Raw genomic sequence first — 15,690 nt, forward strand, 5'->3', positions numbered from 1 at the left:
ATGGCACTCGAGTCCGGGGGCTCGGCGAAAGGACCCAATCCGGAGATCAGCACGGCGTGTCGAGCCAGCGGTGCAACGCCCACCACGACCGCACGGCGTCGAGTACCCGGCCACCGCTGTTTTCCGCCAGTGCCAACGGGGTCAGCTCGGCCAGCCGGTCGAGCCGGTACCGGACCGTGTTCGGGTGCAGGTGCAGTGCTTCGGCCGTCGAGCGCAGCCGCTGGCCGTGGTCGAGGTACGCCAGCGCCGTCCCCGCCAGCTCGCGGTGGAACGGGTTCGCCGGGTCGAGCGAGCCGAGCAGGGCCGTGGTGAGCAGGTCGCCGAGCACCGGCTGCGCCGTCAGGGCGATCTCGCCCGCCAGCGCCGTCAGGTCGTGGTAGCCGCTTCCGGCGAGGCGCGCCGCCGCCGTGCAGAGGCGGTGGACCTCCGGCAGCGCGGGCAAAGCCGCCGCGGGCGCCACGACCAGCAGGACGTCGCCGGCCAGTGCGACCGCCGCGGGTGACCGCGCCGCCAAGCCGGTGAGCCTGCCCTCGACCAGGCCGTAGACCCCGCCGAACTCGAGCAGGGCCTGCTCCAGTGCGCGGGCCCGTGCCGGGTCGCTGACGTCGGACACCACGCAGAAGTACCGGACGTCGGGATGCAGTCCCGCTCGCCGGAGCTCTTCGGGCGTGGGCGGGTGCCCGGCGAGCAGCAGCGTCCGCAGCAGCTGGGTCCGCGCGTCGCGCACCGTGCGGGAAAGCTGGAGCTCGGCGGCGTGGTAGCCCTTGACGATGTGGTGCTCCAGCGCGCCGGTGTAGCGGTCGGCGTCGAGGACGGTCTCGAGGATGACGTCGTCGGGCACCCCCGCGGCCCGGGCGCGTTCGACGGCGACGCGCGCCGCGTGCGTGCGGCCCGCCTGGACCCCGCGCAGGAGGTCGGTGAGCGGGACACCCTGGGCGGCGCGGTCGGCACCCAGCGCCTCGGCGGTGGTGTAGTCCTCGCGGCCGGGACCGTCGGGGCTCGCCGTGGCCCGCAGCGCGGCCGAGAGCAGGACCTGGATGTGCCGCCGGTTCTCGGCCGCCGGCAGCCGCGCCACTTCGGGCGACTGGCGGCGCGCCACCTCGACCAGCTCGTCCAGCACGGTCTCGTCCGCGGCCAGCTCGTCGAGGATCCGCCGGAGCAGCGGCGTCACCGGCACCTCCCGGACCCGTTGTGGCACAGCCACAACCCGCCACCCGCGACGTTGGGTGATCGGCCCTACCGGAGGGGCTCCCGGGGCCGGTTATCGTGGCATACCGGACAGTAACCCCTGGTCCGCGCAAAGGCCACCGCCGCACCTCTTCAGCGTCGAAAGGTGTCTTCCGTGCGCACTTCCCCGAGCACCCGCCGACGGCGGTCGTACCTCTTCCGGCTGGCGTACCTGGCTTCCGGCGTCGCCCTGCTGACGACCGGCGCGGCGGTGCCGGCGGCCGGTGCCCCGGCGGCGCTGCGGGAGGTGATGTTCGTCGGCAACAACTGGGAAGGGACGGCCGACGTCATCCAGTCCCGCGGCTCCTTCGCGAAGATCGGGCGCGTGAACATCATCCCGGACAAGGACGACCGGCTGCGGGAGATCTACCTGAACCCGATCAAGCTGGCGTTCTTCCTCGGCATCCGCAGCGGGCCCGGCGAGGGGCACGACCAGTTCGTCGACGACATGTACACCACGCCGGACGGGACGTCGGTCGTGGCGTCGCGGCCGAGCTTCGCCGACGTCGTTTCGATCAGCCTCGCCACCGGCCGGATCAACTGGCGCTTCCCGGTCTCCGGGTTCCGCGCCGATCACATGGCGGTCTCGCCGGACGGCCGCCGGGTCGCCGTGTCCGCCTCGACGTCGAACACCGTGCACGTGCTGGACATCGGCACCGGGCAGCAGGTCGGCTCGTTCGCCACGGGGGACAAGCCGCACGAGAACGTGTTCACCGACGGCGGCCGGTCCCTGTGGAACATGTCGATCGGCGAGGTCAACACCGACCTCGACGACCCCGGCTGGGACTTCACCAAGGGGGACCGGCACATCACGGTCGTCGACGCGTCGACCTTCCGCCAGGTCAAGGTGATCGACATGCGGCAGCGGCTCGACGCCTTCGGGCGCCGGGACCTCTCGGACGCCGTGCGGCCCGTCGCGTTCACCCCGGACGAGTCCACCTTGTACTTCCAGGTGTCGTTCTTCAACGGCTTCCTGGAGTACGACGTCGCGAGCGACCGGATCACGCGGCTCAAGGAGCTGCCGAAGAACCCGGCCACGAGCGACGACCGCACCACGTTCGTCAACGACTCGCGCCACCACGGCATGTCGATGAACCCGGCGGGGACCAAGCTTTGCATCGCCGGCACGATGGACGACTACGCCACGGTCGTCGACCGCGCGACCCTGCAGCAGGGCACGCTCGTGCCCGCCGTGAAGCCGTACTGGGCGACGGTGAGCGGCGACGGCAGCGCGTGCGTGATCTCCGAGGCCGGTGCGGACCAGGTCACCGCGATCGACTTCGCGACGGGGCGGAAGCTCGTCTCGGTGCCGGTCGGCGACCACCCGCAGCGGGTGCGGATCGGCCACGTGCCCGAGGGTTGGACCGGCCCCGCGAGCTGACCCGGGTCAGGAGAAGTCGTAGGCGATCGTGAACCAGGCGCGGACGTCGTCGTCCACTTCGGACACTTCGCGCAGCTTCAGCTGGTGCCCCACGCGGGGTCCGCTCGCCCACCGGGCCGGGGCGATCCGCGCCGTCTCGATCGGGTGCGGCAGGAACAGGTACACCAGGATGTCCTTGGATCGCGGCCGCAGTTCGGCCAGCTTCCGGTCGCGCTTCAGGAACACCCCGACCTTGACGGCGTCCTCGTGGACGTCGCCCAGGGTCCGCACGTGGTCGAGCACCGCGTCGTAGATCGCGCGGAACTTCGGGTCGCGGCCGGTGAACGTGTCGTCCACCGTGCAGCCCGGGACGCACGTGTGGCCCTGGCCGGCGCGCGCGAACTCGCGGTCGCAGCGCGGGCACGTCCAGCGGGTCGGCATGCCGTCCAGGATGGCACTCACAGCGGGGCCGGGCCGAGTGCGGGGATGGTGGCGGCCGCGGTCACCAGGCGCCGGGCGGCCGCGGCCGCGGTCTTCCGCTGGGTGGGCGGCAACCGGTCCAGCAGCGCGCCCAGTGCCGCGTGACGCCGGTCGAGGACGCGCGCCACCAGGTCGTGGCCGGTCGTGGTGACCTCCAGGGTCACCACGCTCCGGTTGCGCGGGTCGCGGCCGCGCGCCACGTACCCGAGCGCCTCCAGCCGGTCGGCCAGCCGCGTCACCGACGACGCGTTGACGTCCATCGCCGCCGCCAGCCGCGAACTCGGCACCCGGCCGAGGCGGTCGAGGATGAGCAGCAGGCGCGTCTGGGGGAAGGTGACCTCGGGCGGCGCGGCGTGCGCGCACTCCCACGCGATCCCGACCAGGACCAGGGTGAGGTTGTCCAGGGCCACCACGTCCGGGTCGGCGCCCGGAGCCGCGTCTTCGAGGGTTTGCATGAAGCAATACTTGCCAATCGCAAGAGCGTCGGTCAAGATGGGTCACCCCGGCACTCGCCGGGCCGGCCGTGCTGCCCTGACGTCTCCACAATGGACTGTGGAAAACCGTTGGCACGCAAGAAAAATAATCCGGATCGTTGAACCACTCCGTCGCGGGAGCCGTAGTACCCCGTGCAGGCACTTGTCGCCAGAAGGAGGAACGATGCCGGATCACCGTGGCATGACGGCCAAGGCCAAAGCCCGGACCGTGCTGGTCGTCGTGGCCACGCTCGCCGTGCTCGCCGTGGGCTCGGTCCTGGTGCTGAAAGCCAGTGCCCAGACCGCGCCCGGGTCGACGCAGGCGCAGGTCCCGGCGTACGGGCACGACATGGCGGGCATGCAGCTGAGCTCGGCCGGGGAGGCGAACGTCGCCAACGCCGGGCCGGTCACCGCGCTCGACAAGACGTTCCTGGTCAAGGTCCGCCAGGCCGGGCTCTGGGAGATGCCCGCCGGCGACCTCGCGCAGACGCACGCCAGCAGCGACGCCGTGAAGCGCGCCGGGCTGCACCTGCTGGACGGGCACTCACACCTCGACCAGCTCGTCCGCGAGGACGCGAAGATGCTCGGCGTGACGCTGCCCGACCAGGCCAGCGCCGAGCAGCAGGGCTGGGTCCGTCAGCTGACCGCCGCGCAGGGGCTCGAGTTCGACAAGCTGTTCGTGAACCTGCTGCGCGCGTCGCACGGCAAGATCTTCGCGACCATCGCCGAAGTCCGCGCCGGTACGCAGAACGACGTCATCCGGCGGCACGCGACGCAGGCGAACCAGACCGTCCTCGACCACATGAACGTCCTGGAGGACACCGGCCTGGTCGACACGGCGACCTTGCAGGACGTCGCGAACACTGTGAACCCTAAGTGAGCGTGCCGCCCGCCAGGTAGCGCTGCACCGTCGGGCCGACCTCGGCGACGACCTCCGCCGACGTCAGCGCGACCACCGGGGGCAGGCGCAGGACGTACCGGGTCAGCGCGAGGCCGAGCAGCTGGCTCACCACCAGCCCCGCGCGGCGCGGGGCGTCGGCCGGGTCGCCGAACCGCAGGACCGCGGGGGTGACCTGGCCGGCGAACACCTGCCGCATCTTCTCGACCACGGCGTCGTCGGCGACTGCCGAGCGCAGCAGCGTCAGCAGGATCTCGTCGGTCGGCGGCCGCTCCCACAGCACCAGGAACTGCCGGGTCAGCAGCTCGCCGACCGTGCCGGGGTCGGCCGCGGCCAGGTCCGGCAGGTCCAGCTCGACGTCCACGGCCGCCGCGAACAGGCCGTCCTTGCTGCCGTAGTAGCGCATCACCATCGACGGGTCGATGTCCGCGTCGGCGGCGATCGAGCGGATCGTCGCGCGGCGGAAGCCGTCGGCGGCGAACCGGCGGCGGGCCGCGTCCAGGATGCTCGCCCGGGTGGCGTCGGATCGGCGCGCTGGCTCAGTCATGTCAACAAGTGTAGGCCAACACTTGTTGACAAGCCAGTGCGGCCGTGCTTAACGTGGATGCCAACAGTTGTTGGCAAACTCGGAGGCCCGCCATGAACCTGCCCACCCGCACCGACGTCCTGATCGCCGGAGCCGGCCCCGCCGGCCTGGCCACCGCGATCGTCCTGGCCGAGGCCGGCGTCGACTTCGTGCTGCTCGACCGCCAGGCCGAGGGCGCGAACACGTCCCGGGCCTGCGTGGTGCACGCCCGGACCCTGGAGGTGCTGGCCGAGCTCGGCGTCACCGAGCGGCTGAAGGAGCTGGGCGTCGTCGTCCCGACGTTCACCGTCCGCGACGGCGCCACGGTGCTGGCCCGGGTGCCCTTCGGCGGGCTGCCCACCGCCTACCCGTACACGCTGATGGTGCCGCAGGACCAGACCGAAGCCGTGCTGCTGGCGCGGCTGCGCGAGGTGGGCGGCGACGTGCACCGCCCGTACGAGGTCACCGCCGTCGCCGGCGACGACACGGGCGTCACGGTCACCACGACCGGCGGCACCGTGCGCGCGAAGTACCTGGTCGGTGCCGACGGCATGCACAGCACCGTGCGCGAGCAGGCCGGCATCGGGTTCACCGGCGCGACCTACGGCGAGTCGTTCGTGCTGGCCGACGTCCGGATGAGCTGGCCGCTGGAGCGCGAGGAGGTCAGCCTGCACCTGTCGCCGGAAGGGGTGACGGTGGTCGCGCCGCTGCCCGGCAGCGACGACCACTACCGGGTGGTCGCGACGGTCGCCGAGGCCCCCGAACACCCGGGGATCGCCGACATCCAGTCCATTGTGGACGCGCGCGGCCCGGAAGGCGCGCGGTCGCGGGTCACCGAGGTCGTGTGGAGCTCCCGGTTCCGCGTGCACCACCGGGTGGCCGACCACTACCGCGCGGGCCGGATCCTCATCGCGGGCGACGCGGCCCACGTGCACAGCCCGGCCGGCGGCCAGGGCATGAACACCGGGATCCAGGACGCGGTCGCGCTCGGCCGCCTGCTGGCCAGGGTGGCCGCCGGCGAACCGGACGCGCTGCTGGACACCTACGAGACGACCCGGCGTCCGATCGCGACGGAGGTGGTGGCGTTCACCGACCGGATGACGCGGATGGCGACGCTGCGCCCCCGCCCGGCGCGGCTGCTGCGCAACACCGTGCTGAAGACCGTGTTCTCGCTGCCACAGGCGCGGGCGAAGCTGGCTTACCAGCTGGCCGAGCTCGCGGCGCGCTGACGAGGTCGTGAGTGAGAAACCGGGTTAGAACACTGTTTCCCACTCACGACCGGGTCAGCGGGTCGGGGGGACGATGCCGTATTCGTGGATCTTGCGGTAGATCGTCGCCCGCGAGATGCCCAGCAGCTTCGCCGCCCGGACCTTGTTGCCGTCGGCGTCCTCGAGGCAGCGCACGATGGCGTCCCGCTCGATCGACTCGAACCGGTTCAACGGCCGCCGCGCGACGGTGTGGAACTCCGCCGGGAGGTCGCCCGGGCGGATGGCGCCCGCCCGCCGGCGCTGGGCCACCTTCCGCAGCACCTGGTAGAGCTGGCCGGTGTTGCCCGGCCACTCGGCCCGCATCAGCAGGTGCAGCGCCGCCGCCGAGCAGGTGAGCCGGCCGCCGTAGCCGAGCTTGCTCAGCACCAGCGGGACCAGCTCCGCCAGGTCTTCGACGTGATGGCGCAGCGGCGGCACCCGCACCGTCCGCGGGAACGACTTCAGCAGCTCGGCCAGCACCGGCTTCGTCTCGGCCTCCGGCACGAGCGTGACCACGACCCACGGCGCGTCGGCCCGCTCGCGCAGCTCCCGCAACGCCGTCGCCAGCGCGTTGGCCGCCGGCGCCGTCAGCCGGTCGGCGTGGCGGATCACCAGGGTGCGGATCGGGGCGTCGGCGTGCTCGCGCAGCAGCTCGGCCGCCCACTCGGTGCCGGACGCGACGCCCGCGTCGACGGTCAGCAGCCGGGCCGCCGGGTGGTGGCGCTGGTGCAGGCCCTTCGCCAGGGTCAGCTTGCCGGTGCCCGCCTCGCCTTCCAGCGCGACCCATTCCCCGCGCTGGTGGCCGGTGTCGAGCTCGTGCCCGCAGCGCAGCCACAGCGGCGCCGAGCCGACCACGCCCGGCAGGTACATCGGCAGCATCGGCGTCGAGGGGACGGCGACGGCTTCCTCGGCCTCGATCAGCTTCACCGACAGCACGCCGCCCGCGGTGTCGGTCTCCCGCTGCCCCGGGACGCGGCGGCAGAACACCCGCACGCGCAGGCCGCTGGACAGCGCGAGCGTCGCCGACGTCCGGCGCCCGTCGGCCAGCGCCTCGGTGGCGTGGCTCAGCAGCACCGACTGGTCGACCGGGTCGAGCAGCTGCCGCGCCCGGTCGTTCATCATCACGATGTCGTCGTTGAACGCCAGCACGATGCCGGTCCACCGGCGGCAGGTCTGCAGGTAGGCCTGGAAGAGGATCATCTCCCGCAGGTCGCTGTGCCGCAGCAGCGCCTGCCGGATCTGCTCGGCCGTCGAGCGGGCCAGCGCGATGAGCAGGCCGCCCGCGTCCTTGTACCAGCAGGTGAGGTCGACGGCGCCGATCTTCTTGCCGGAGATCGGGTGGTGGATCGGCACGCCCGCGCAGGCCAGGTTCTCCAGGTGCTCGGCGTAGTGCTCGTGGCCGAACACCGTGGTCGCGCGGCCGTCCTCGAGCGCGGTGCCGATGCCGTTGGTCCCGACGGACTGCTCGCCGTAGCTGAACCCGGGCACGAGCTCGACGCGTTCGAGGTGGCGCTTCAGGTCCGCGTCGCCGGTCCGCTGGGTGAGCACGACGCCGCTGGCGTCGGTGAGGATCAGGCTGATCGGCTGGCCGTCGAACTGCTCGCTCAGCTTGTGCAGCACCGGCTCGGCCCCGCGCATCAGCGGGATGTCGAGGTTCTGGTCACCGTGGAAGAGCGGGTCGATGCGGTCCGCCTCGACCTGGAACTCCTGAGAGCGCCGCCAGGAAGCCAGGATCGTCTGGCGGACCGTGCCGGGTGGCACCGGTTCGGCCGTCAGGAAACGCACCCGGGTGCGGGCGAGCTCGTCGTCGGCGAGCAGGGTTCCGGGCGCGTTCTCGTCCACGTGACCTCCAGTTTCCCGCGGCCCACGTGGGTGCGGGCACACCCGTTGTGCCGCCCGTTCAGCCTAGATCCGGCGGGCGCCGCGTGGTGTCTCAAATTGAGACGCCCGGGACGCGCGGGCGGCGGTCCGATGGATCGGGAAGAGACCGCTGACCAGGAGGAGTGCCCATGGCCACCGATGCCTCGGAGACCTACAACCCGTGGACGATCGTCAACCTGGTTTTCACGCATCTGGCGGAACAGGGGCTGCACCCGGTGTTCGGCGGCGAGGGACATCCGGGCGAACCGGCCGCGGCGCTGCTGCGCGCGCTCGGGATCACCCCGACCGTCGAAGGCGACGCGCGCGTGCGCAACGGCGTGCAAAACGAGCTCGCCGAACTGCGGGCCCGGATGCTCGGCGCGGACGAAACGCCCTGAGCAGCGGTTCTGTCTCAGATTGAGACTCGCGTCACTCGTGGCCGCCCCTTGAATGGTGAACGCAGGACGTCCGCCCCGACGGCGAGCGACGGACAAGGAGTCTCCATGAGTCGCCAGAGTGTGGCGAAAGCCCACCAAAAGATCCAGGAACTGTCGTGGGAGCCGGCGTACCACACCCCGGTTTCGCACTACGGGACCGATTACACGTTCCAGAAGGCCAAGAAGAAGGACCCGTTGAAGCAGGTCCTCCGCTCGTACTTCCCGATGCAGGAGGAAAAGGACCACCGGGTCTACGGCGCCGAAGACGGCGCGATCCGCGGCAACATGTTCCGCCAGGTACAGGAACGCTGGCTGGAATGGCAGAAGCTGTTCCTGTCGATCATCCCGCTGCCGGAGATCTCGGCCGCGCGGGCGATGCCGCTGCTGTTCCGCACGGTGCCCAACCCGGAACTGCACAACGGCCAGGCGATCCAGATGATCGACGAGGTCCGGCACTCGACGATCCAGCAGAACCTCAAGCGCCTGTACATGCAGAACTACATCGACCCGGCGGGCTTCAACTCGAGCCTGCGCAACTTCCAGAACGACTACTGCGGCACCATCGGCCGCCAGTTCGCCGAAGGCTTCATCACCGGTGACGCCATCACCGCGGCGAGCATCTACCTCACCATCGTGGCGGAGACGGCGTTCACGAACACGCTGTTCGTCGCCATGCCGGCGGAAGCCGCCGCCAACGGCGACTACCTGCTGCCCACGGTGTTCCACTCGGTGCAGTCCGACGAGTCCCGCCACATCAGCAACGGCTACGCGACCCTGCTGATGGCGTTGTCGGACGAGAGCAACCACCAGCTGCTCGAACGCGACCTGCGGTACGCGTGGTGGAACAACCACGCCGTGGTCGACGCCGCGATCGGCACGTTCATCGAGTACGGCACCAAGGACCGCCGCAAGGACCGCGAGTCCTACGCGGAGATGTGGCGCCGCTGGATCTACGACGACTACTACCGCAGCTACCTCGTCCCGCTCGAGAAGTACGGGCTCGTGATCCCGCACGACCTCATCGAAGAGGCGTGGAACCGGATCTGGAACAAGGGCTACGTGCACGAGGTAGCGCAGTTCTTCGCCACCGGGTGGCTCGCCAACTACTGGCGCATCGACCCGATGACGGACGAGGACTTCGAGTGGTTCGAGTACAAGTACCCGGGCTGGTACGACAAGTACGGCGCCTGGTGGGAGAACTACAGCCGCCTGGCGACGCCGAACGGGCACCACCCGATCGTCGCCGAAGACGTGAACTACGTGTACCCGCACCGCTGCTGGACGTGCATGGTGCCGTGCCTCATCCGTGAGGACATGGTGGTCGACGAGGTCGACGGCCAGCACCGGACGTACTGCTCGGAGACGTGCCGCTGGACCGACGCCGAGGCGTTCCGGCCCACCTACCAGGGCCGCAACACCCCGAACATGGGCAAGCTGGTCGGCGCCCGCGAGTGGGAGACGCTCTACCACGGCTGGAACTGGGCCGACGTCGTCTCCGACATGGGCTTCGTGCGCGACGACGGCAAGACCATGGTCGCGCAGCCGCACCTGAACCTCGACCCGAAGAAGATGTGGACGCTCGACCACCTGCGCCGGATGCCCGAGGTGCAGTCGCCGAACGTGCTGCTGAACCGGATGACCGACGCCGAACGCGCCGCGTTCGTGGCCGACTACAACCGCCAGGGCCCGGCCGGACGGCCGGCGCCGCAGCAGGCCTGACCGCGAGGAGAGGCCCGGCATGGCAGAGAAGCACCGCGTCCGGTTCGAACCGGTCGGGATCGAGATCGACGTCGCCGAGGACACCACGATCCTGCGCGCCGCCGCCGAGCAGGGCGTCATGCTCATGCACGGCTGCAAGGAAGGACAGTGCGCGGCCTGCAAGTCGTTCATCCTCGACGGCGAAGACGTCGAACACGACCGCTATTCGACCTTCGCGCTCCCCGATTACGAAAAGGAGGAGGGTTTCACGCTGCTGTGCCGGGCCCACGCCTACGAAGACCTGACGATCGAGCTGCTCAACTACGACGAGGAAATGATCCAGTCCGGCCTGCCGATCCTGGAGGCCGAGGTCGAGGTCGTGTCGAACGACCACGTCACCCACGACCTGCGCCACCTCGTCGTCAAGCTGACGGATCCGGACCAGTCGCTGAAGTTCTTCCCGGGCCAGTACCTGGACTTCGCGATCCCGGGCACCGAGGAGTCCCGGTCGTTCTCCATGGCCAACACCTCGGCGCGTGACGGGCTCCTGGAGTTCGTCATCAAGATCTACCCCGACGGGCTGTTCTCCCGGTTCCTGGACACCGATGTCGCGGTCGGCGACCGGCTCCGGGTGACCGGCCCGTTCGGGGTGTTCACCCTCCGGGACAACCCGGGCAAGGACCTGGTCTTCGTCGGCGGCGGGGCCGGGATGGCGCCGATCCTGTCGCTGCTGCGCTCGATGGCCGAGCGCGGCATCGACCGCAAGGCGACCTACTACTACGGCGCGCGCCGCGAGGCGGACCTCTGCTTCCACGCCGAACTGCGGGAGCTCGAGGAGAAACTGCCGAACTTCCGTTACGTCCCAGCGCTTTCCGAACCGGGCGACGACTCCTGGGACGGCGAGACCGGCCTGATCACCGACGTCCTGCGCCGGGCCGGCCTCGACCTGAAAGGTGCCGACGCCTACGTCTGCGGCCCGCCGCCGATGGTGGAAGCCGCGCTGGAACTGCTGCCCGCGCTCGGCGTCGCCGACAAGCGCGTCTTCTACGACAAGTTCACCACCACGGGCGAAGGGTAAAACCCATGACAGCCACCTCCGAACGCAGCGTGCCCAAGCCGACGTTCACCGACGCCGAAGCGGGCGCCAAGGTCTTCCCGGACTCCACCGCCCGCCAGTACAACTACTTCACCCCGGCCAAGCGCAAGCAGAGCCACTACGAGGACGTCACCGTCGAAGTCCAGCCCGACCCGCGCCACTACCTCGCCCAGGGCTGGCTCTACGCCTTCGCCGACGGCAAGGGCGGCTACCCGCTCGAGTGGACCGCGCTCAAGGCCTGGGGCTCGGACCGGCCGATTCCCGAGCGCAGCCCGGGTTCCGGTGGCAAGGGCTACGACTGGCCGGCGCTCGGCTGGCACGAGTTCCGCGACCCCAACGAGGAGTGGGAGCTCACCCTCTACCGGTACAACGCGAACGTCGTGCGCCAGCTCAACCAGAACATCGACGCCGCGCGCCAGGCCAAGGCGTTCGAGCAGTGGAACCGCAACTGGGTCGAGTTCGTCGCCAAGCACGTCGGCGCCTGGATGCACGTCGACCACGGGCTCGGTTTGTACTTGTACGCCAACGCCAACCGGCGCGCGCCGACGAACATGCACAACAACGCGATCTCGGTGAACAGCATGCACCGGATCCGCGCGGCGCAGGACCTGGCGCTGTACAACCTGACGCTCACCGAAGAGGTCGAAGGCTTCGACGGCGCCGCCCACCTGACGACCTGGGCCGAGGACCCGGCCTGGCAGGGCGTGCGGGAGACCGCCGAGCAGCTGACCGGGATCTGGGACTGGTGCGAGGCGATCTTCGCCGCGAACATCGTCTTCGAGCCCCTCGTCGGCGAACTGTTCCGCAGCAACCTGGTGCAGCAGGCCGCGCCCGCGAACGGCGACTTCGTCACGCCGACGCTGATCGGCGCCGAGGAGTTCGACTTCTCCGAACGCGACCTCCGCTACACGAAGGCGATGTTCCACCTGCTGATCAACGACAAGGAGTTCGCCGGGCACAACCAGGCGCTGCTGCAGAAGTGGCTGGAGGAGTGGGTGCCGAAGTGCATCGCCGCCGCCCGGGCCCTGCAGCCGCTGTGGTCGCAGCCCGACGCCAAGCCGATCCGGTTCGAGGACGGTCTCGACCGGGCGAAGAGCCGGTTCGCCGGAATCCTGTCCGAATTGGGTCTCAAAGCACCGGAGGAGCTGGGCCAGTGACCGTCTTCAAGACCTCGGAAAGCCCGTACAAGGTCAACAACACCGCCTCGAACATGTGCGGCTTCACCCTGATGAACAACCAGGTCGGCGCGATCATCGCGGAAGTCATGGCCGGCAAGGACAACGTGACCGTGACGCCGCTGCCGTCGATGATCCGCGTCGACGCGAAGGGCCGGACCGACCTGGTCTACGCCGAGGTCGACGAGGCCGCCGGCGAGGAAGAGGGCTGGTTCAACGCGGCCGAGTTCGAGGAGAGCATGTCCACCCACTACGGGCGGATGATCCACGAGGACGACCGCACGATCATGTTCGCCAACCCCGAGGACGCGGCCGAGTACCTCGACTTCGATCTGAAAGTCATCAAGTAGTCACAGCAGGAAGCACTCGATCCGCTCAGGAAGGATCACCGATGTACGAAAAAGACGGCGAAAAGTATTTCGTGGTGGACGCCCACACCCACTTCTGGGACGCGAGCCCGGACAACTGGGTCAAGGGGCAGGAGGAATACGCCAAGGGCTGGATCGAGTGCTTCCACGCCTACCAGGGCCTCGGCCCGAAGGAGACGCACTGGCCGATCGACCGGTTCCAGAAGTACTCCGAAGAGCTGATGATGCACGACCTGTTCGAGGTCGGGCACGTCGACACGGCCATCTTCCAGCCGACGAACCTGCGGCAGTGGTACAAGAACGGCTTCAACACGACCGAAGCCGACGGCGCGCTGGCCGCGAAGCACCCCGGCAAGTTCCTCGTCAACACGACCTTCGACCCGCGGGAAGGCGACGCGGGGATGAAGGCGTTCGAGGAGCGGGTCAAGAAGTACGGCTGCAAGGGCGTCAAGCTCTACACGGCCGAGTGGTACGGCGACTCCCGCGGCTGGAGCCTCAAGGACCCGGAAGCGGCCAAGTACCTCGAGAAGTGCGAGGAGCTGGGCGTCAAGAACGTCCACATCCACAAGGGACCGACGATCTGGCCGCTCGACAAGGACGCCTTCGACGTGTCCGATGTGGACCACGTCGCGACGAACTTCCAGGGCCTCAACTTCATCGTCGAGCACGTCGGCCTGCCGCGCATCGAGGACTTCTGCTTCATGGCCACCCAGGAGCGGAACGTCTACGCGGGGCTCGCCGTGGTCGTCGGCGGCCTGATGCACGCCCGCCCGAAGTTCTTCGCGAAGGTCATGGGCGAGCTCATGTTCTGGATCGGCGAGGACAAGCTGATCTTCGGCGCGGACTACGCCATCTGGGAGCCCAAGTGGCAGGTCGAAGGCTTCGTCGACTGGAACATGCCGGGTGACGACGAGCTGTCGGACTTCGCGCCGCTGACGGTCGACCAGAAGAAGAAGATCCTCGGGCTGAACGCCGCCCGGCTCTACGACATCGACGTCCCGAAGGAGCTGCAGCTCGCGGCGCCGGAGTCGGTCGAACCCGTCGGCGTGCCGAACTCATGACGGCTCTCGACGAACGGGGTGTCCGGGCCGGCCACGCGGAAGTGTGGTCTGCCCTGGGCACCGTCCGGGATCCCGAACTGGACGAACCCCTCACCGACCTGGGTTTCGTGGCCCGCTGCGAGGTGAGCGCGGCGGGCCACGCCGTCATCCGGCTGCGGCTGCCGACCTACTTCTGCGCGCCGAACTTCGCGTTCCTGATGGTCGCGGACGCCTACGACGCCGTCGCCGGCGTGCCGGGCCTGACCGGGCTCGACATCCGGCTCGACGACCACTTCGCGTCCGATGTCATCAACCGCGGCGTGGCGGCGCGGCGGGGGTTCGTCGCGTCGTTCGAGGGCGAGGCCGTCGACGAACTCGACAGCCTGCGCTACGACTTCGTCCGCAAGGCCGTGCTGGCCGGCACCGACCGCGTCTGCCGGTCACTGGCCGGCACCGGGCTCGACCCGGCGTCGCTGACGCTCGGCGAGGTCCCGCCGGGGCCGGACGTCGAGCGGCTGCGGGCGCGCCGCCGCGAGCTGGGCCTGCCCGCCGAGGACGGCGACCCGCTGCTGCTCGACCCGGCCACCGGGCAAGCGGTGGCTCCCGCCGACGCGAAACGGCACCTGGCGTTCGCGCGGCTGACCCGCACGAGCATGGAGGCCAACTCCGGGGTGTGCCGCGGCATGTTGCGCGCGCGGTACTCCCTGACCAGCGAAGAGGAGGGCACGGGATGAAGGCCGTGCGGCTGCAGAAGTACCACCAGCAACCGGTGATCGAAGAAGTGCCGGAGCCGCGCGCCACCGGGCCCTTCGACGTCGTGGTCAAGATCGGCGGCGCCGGGGTGTGCCGCACCGACCTGCACATCATCGAGGAGCAGTGGGCCGAGAAGTCCGGCGTCGCCCTGCCGTACACGATCGGCCACGAGAACGCCGGCTGGGTGCACGAAGTCGGTCCCGCGGTGTCCAATGTGGAGGTCGGCGACACGGTCATCCTGCACCCGACACCGACGTGCGGGCTGTGCCACGCCTGCCGCGCGGGCGACGACATGCACTGCCCGAACGGGAGCTTCCCGGGCATCGACAGCGACGGTGGCATGGCCGAGTACCTGCTGACGTCGGCGCGGGCGTGCATCAAGCTCGACCCGGCGACCCAGCCGTCCGACGTCGCCGCGTTGGCGGACGCGGGCATCACCGCCTACCACGCGGTGCGCAAGGCCGTCCCGCAGCTGTACCCGGGCACCACCTGCGTCGTCAACGGCGCCGGCGGTCTCGGGCACATCGGCATCCAGTCGCTCAAGGCGCTGACCGCGGCCCGCGTGATCGTGGTCGACCGCAACGCCGACGCGCTGGAGCTGGCGGCCACCCTGGGCGCCGACGAAACGGTGCTGGGCGACGGCAAGCAGGTCGAAGCGGTGCTCGACCTGACCGGCGGCAACGGCGCCGAGGTCGTGCTCGACTTCGTCGCCGAGCAGGGCGCCCAGCAGGACGCGTTCGCGATGACCCGGCGCGCCGGATCGCACTTCGTCATCGGCTACGGCAGCAACATCGACATCCCGACCATCGACATCATCTCCACCGAGCGCAACGTCATCGGCAACCTGGTCGGCACGTACAACGACCTGGCCGAGCTGATGGTGCTCGCGCAGGCCGGGAAGGTCACGCTCCACACGAAGAAGTACCCGCTGGACGCGGCTCTCGACGCACTGGCCGACCTCGATGCCGGACGCGTGCGCGGTCGGGCCATCCTCACACCCTAGGAGCAGGAAA

The 15,690-nt window shown here is 69.9% G+C and carries 16 protein-coding genes; 11 read left to right on the plus strand and 5 right to left on the minus strand.

Going from position 1 to position 15,690, the window contains the following annotated elements; translation table 11 throughout:
• Positions 1-46: 46 nt before the first annotated feature.
• Positions 47-1,171: an RsbRD N-terminal domain-containing protein gene (locus QQ657_RS44340; RefSeq protein ID WP_284748395.1), complete on the minus strand. Its 1,125-nt coding sequence runs from the start codon at positions 1,169-1,171 to the stop codon at positions 47-49.
• A gap of 171 nt (positions 1,172-1,342) precedes the next feature.
• Between QQ657_RS44340 and QQ657_RS44345 the strand changes: the two genes are divergently transcribed.
• Positions 1,343-2,608, plus strand: coding sequence for a YncE family protein (locus QQ657_RS44345; protein ID WP_284748396.1), 1,266 nt, complete (start codon positions 1,343-1,345; stop codon positions 2,606-2,608).
• Between the two features lie 6 nt (positions 2,609-2,614).
• On the opposite strand, the gene QQ657_RS44350 is transcribed toward QQ657_RS44345, so the two are convergent.
• Entirely contained in the window at positions 2,615-3,028 is a 414-nt protein-coding gene (locus QQ657_RS44350) for a DUF5655 domain-containing protein (protein ID WP_284748397.1), read from the minus strand.
• Positions 3,029-3,045: 17 nt separating this feature from the next.
• Positions 3,046-3,522 (minus strand): MarR family transcriptional regulator, encoded by a 477-nt coding sequence (locus tag QQ657_RS44355; RefSeq protein WP_284748398.1) that lies wholly within the window; start codon positions 3,520-3,522, stop codon positions 3,046-3,048.
• 202 nt (positions 3,523-3,724) lie between these two features.
• Here QQ657_RS44355 and QQ657_RS44360 point away from each other — a divergent pair, with 202 nt between their 5' ends.
• Positions 3,725-4,420: a DUF4142 domain-containing protein gene (locus tag QQ657_RS44360; RefSeq protein WP_284748399.1), complete on the plus strand. Its 696-nt coding sequence runs from the start codon at positions 3,725-3,727 to the stop codon at positions 4,418-4,420.
• Here the strand turns inward: QQ657_RS44360 and QQ657_RS44365 are convergent.
• Entirely contained in the window at positions 4,413-4,985 is a 573-nt protein-coding gene (locus tag QQ657_RS44365) for a TetR/AcrR family transcriptional regulator (RefSeq protein ID WP_284748400.1), read from the minus strand. The genes QQ657_RS44360 and QQ657_RS44365 overlap by 8 nt on opposite strands.
• 92 nt (positions 4,986-5,077) lie before the next feature.
• On the opposite strand from QQ657_RS44365, the gene QQ657_RS44370 reads away from it, so the two are divergent.
• Positions 5,078-6,232: an FAD-dependent monooxygenase gene (locus tag QQ657_RS44370; RefSeq protein WP_284748401.1), complete on the plus strand. Its 1,155-nt coding sequence runs from the start codon at positions 5,078-5,080 to the stop codon at positions 6,230-6,232.
• A gap of 54 nt (positions 6,233-6,286) precedes the next feature.
• Here the strand turns inward: QQ657_RS44370 and QQ657_RS44375 are convergent, their stop codons facing one another.
• Entirely contained in the window at positions 6,287-8,092 is a 1,806-nt protein-coding gene (locus tag QQ657_RS44375) for a sigma-54-dependent Fis family transcriptional regulator (protein ID WP_284748402.1), read from the minus strand.
• A 167-nt stretch (positions 8,093-8,259) separates the two neighbouring features.
• Here QQ657_RS44375 and QQ657_RS44380 point away from each other — a divergent pair, with 167 nt between their 5' ends.
• The 8 genes from QQ657_RS44380 (at position 8,260) to QQ657_RS44415 (ending at position 15,680) form a co-directional block, all read left to right on the plus strand.
• Positions 8,260-8,508, plus strand: a complete 249-nt coding sequence (locus tag QQ657_RS44380; RefSeq protein ID WP_284748403.1) for a hypothetical protein — start codon at positions 8,260-8,262, stop codon at positions 8,506-8,508.
• Between the two features lie 105 nt (positions 8,509-8,613).
• Positions 8,614-10,266 (plus strand): ferritin family protein, encoded by a 1,653-nt coding sequence (locus tag QQ657_RS44385; RefSeq protein WP_284748404.1) that lies wholly within the window; start codon positions 8,614-8,616, stop codon positions 10,264-10,266.
• Between the two features lie 19 nt (positions 10,267-10,285).
• Positions 10,286-11,323: an NADH:ubiquinone reductase (Na(+)-transporting) subunit F gene (locus QQ657_RS44390; RefSeq protein ID WP_284748405.1), complete on the plus strand. Its 1,038-nt coding sequence runs from the start codon at positions 10,286-10,288 to the stop codon at positions 11,321-11,323.
• 5 nt (positions 11,324-11,328) lie between these two features.
• Positions 11,329-12,498, plus strand: coding sequence for a ferritin family protein (locus tag QQ657_RS44395; protein ID WP_284748406.1), 1,170 nt, complete (start codon positions 11,329-11,331; stop codon positions 12,496-12,498).
• A complete protein-coding gene (gene mimD / locus QQ657_RS44400; protein WP_284748407.1) occupies positions 12,495-12,866 on the plus strand; it encodes a propane 2-monooxygenase effector subunit MimD in 372 nt (123 codons plus the stop codon). The genes QQ657_RS44395 and mimD overlap by 4 nt, the downstream gene beginning before the upstream one ends.
• A gap of 41 nt (positions 12,867-12,907) precedes the next feature.
• Complete coding sequence (locus QQ657_RS44405) at positions 12,908-13,945, plus strand: amidohydrolase family protein (protein ID WP_284748408.1); 1,038 nt, start codon at positions 12,908-12,910, stop codon at positions 13,943-13,945.
• Entirely contained in the window at positions 13,942-14,658 is a 717-nt protein-coding gene (locus tag QQ657_RS44410; RefSeq protein WP_284748409.1) for an iron-sulfur cluster assembly protein, read from the plus strand. The genes QQ657_RS44405 and QQ657_RS44410 overlap by 4 nt, the downstream gene beginning before the upstream one ends.
• Complete coding sequence (locus tag QQ657_RS44415; RefSeq protein ID WP_284748410.1) at positions 14,655-15,680, plus strand: NAD(P)-dependent alcohol dehydrogenase; 1,026 nt, start codon at positions 14,655-14,657, stop codon at positions 15,678-15,680. Before QQ657_RS44410 ends, QQ657_RS44415 begins: the two co-directional genes overlap by 4 nt.
• Positions 15,681-15,690: the final 10 nt, after the last annotated feature.

Source organism: Amycolatopsis ponsaeliensis (assembly GCF_030182635.1).
Lineage (GTDB): Bacteria > Actinomycetota > Actinomycetes > Mycobacteriales > Pseudonocardiaceae > Amycolatopsis > Amycolatopsis ponsaeliensis.

Excerpts from the sequence above, each read along its gene's own strand:
- QQ657_RS44380 (WP_284748403.1), top strand. The coding sequence starts at position 8,260 with ATGGCCACCGATGCCTCGGAGACCTACAACCCGTGGACGATCGTCAAC.
- QQ657_RS44370 (WP_284748401.1), top strand. The coding sequence starts at position 5,078 with ATGAACCTGCCCACCCGCACCGACGTCCTGATCGCCGGAGCCGGCCCC.
- QQ657_RS44365 (WP_284748400.1), bottom strand. The coding sequence starts at position 4,985 with ATGACTGAGCCAGCGCGCCGATCCGACGCCACCCGGGCGAGCATCCTG.
- QQ657_RS44395 (WP_284748406.1), top strand. The coding sequence starts at position 11,329 with ATGACAGCCACCTCCGAACGCAGCGTGCCCAAGCCGACGTTCACCGAC.
- QQ657_RS44350 (WP_284748397.1), bottom strand. The coding sequence starts at position 3,028 with ATGCCGACCCGCTGGACGTGCCCGCGCTGCGACCGCGAGTTCGCGCGC.
- QQ657_RS44385 (WP_284748404.1), top strand. The coding sequence starts at position 8,614 with ATGAGTCGCCAGAGTGTGGCGAAAGCCCACCAAAAGATCCAGGAACTG.
- QQ657_RS44390 (WP_284748405.1), top strand. The coding sequence starts at position 10,286 with ATGGCAGAGAAGCACCGCGTCCGGTTCGAACCGGTCGGGATCGAGATC.
- QQ657_RS44410 (WP_284748409.1), top strand. The coding sequence starts at position 13,942 with ATGACGGCTCTCGACGAACGGGGTGTCCGGGCCGGCCACGCGGAAGTG.
- QQ657_RS44415 (WP_284748410.1), top strand. The coding sequence starts at position 14,655 with ATGAAGGCCGTGCGGCTGCAGAAGTACCACCAGCAACCGGTGATCGAA.
- QQ657_RS44360 (WP_284748399.1), top strand. The coding sequence starts at position 3,725 with ATGCCGGATCACCGTGGCATGACGGCCAAGGCCAAAGCCCGGACCGTG.
- QQ657_RS44405 (WP_284748408.1), top strand. The coding sequence starts at position 12,908 with ATGTACGAAAAAGACGGCGAAAAGTATTTCGTGGTGGACGCCCACACC.
- QQ657_RS44355 (WP_284748398.1), bottom strand. The coding sequence starts at position 3,522 with ATGCAAACCCTCGAAGACGCGGCTCCGGGCGCCGACCCGGACGTGGTG.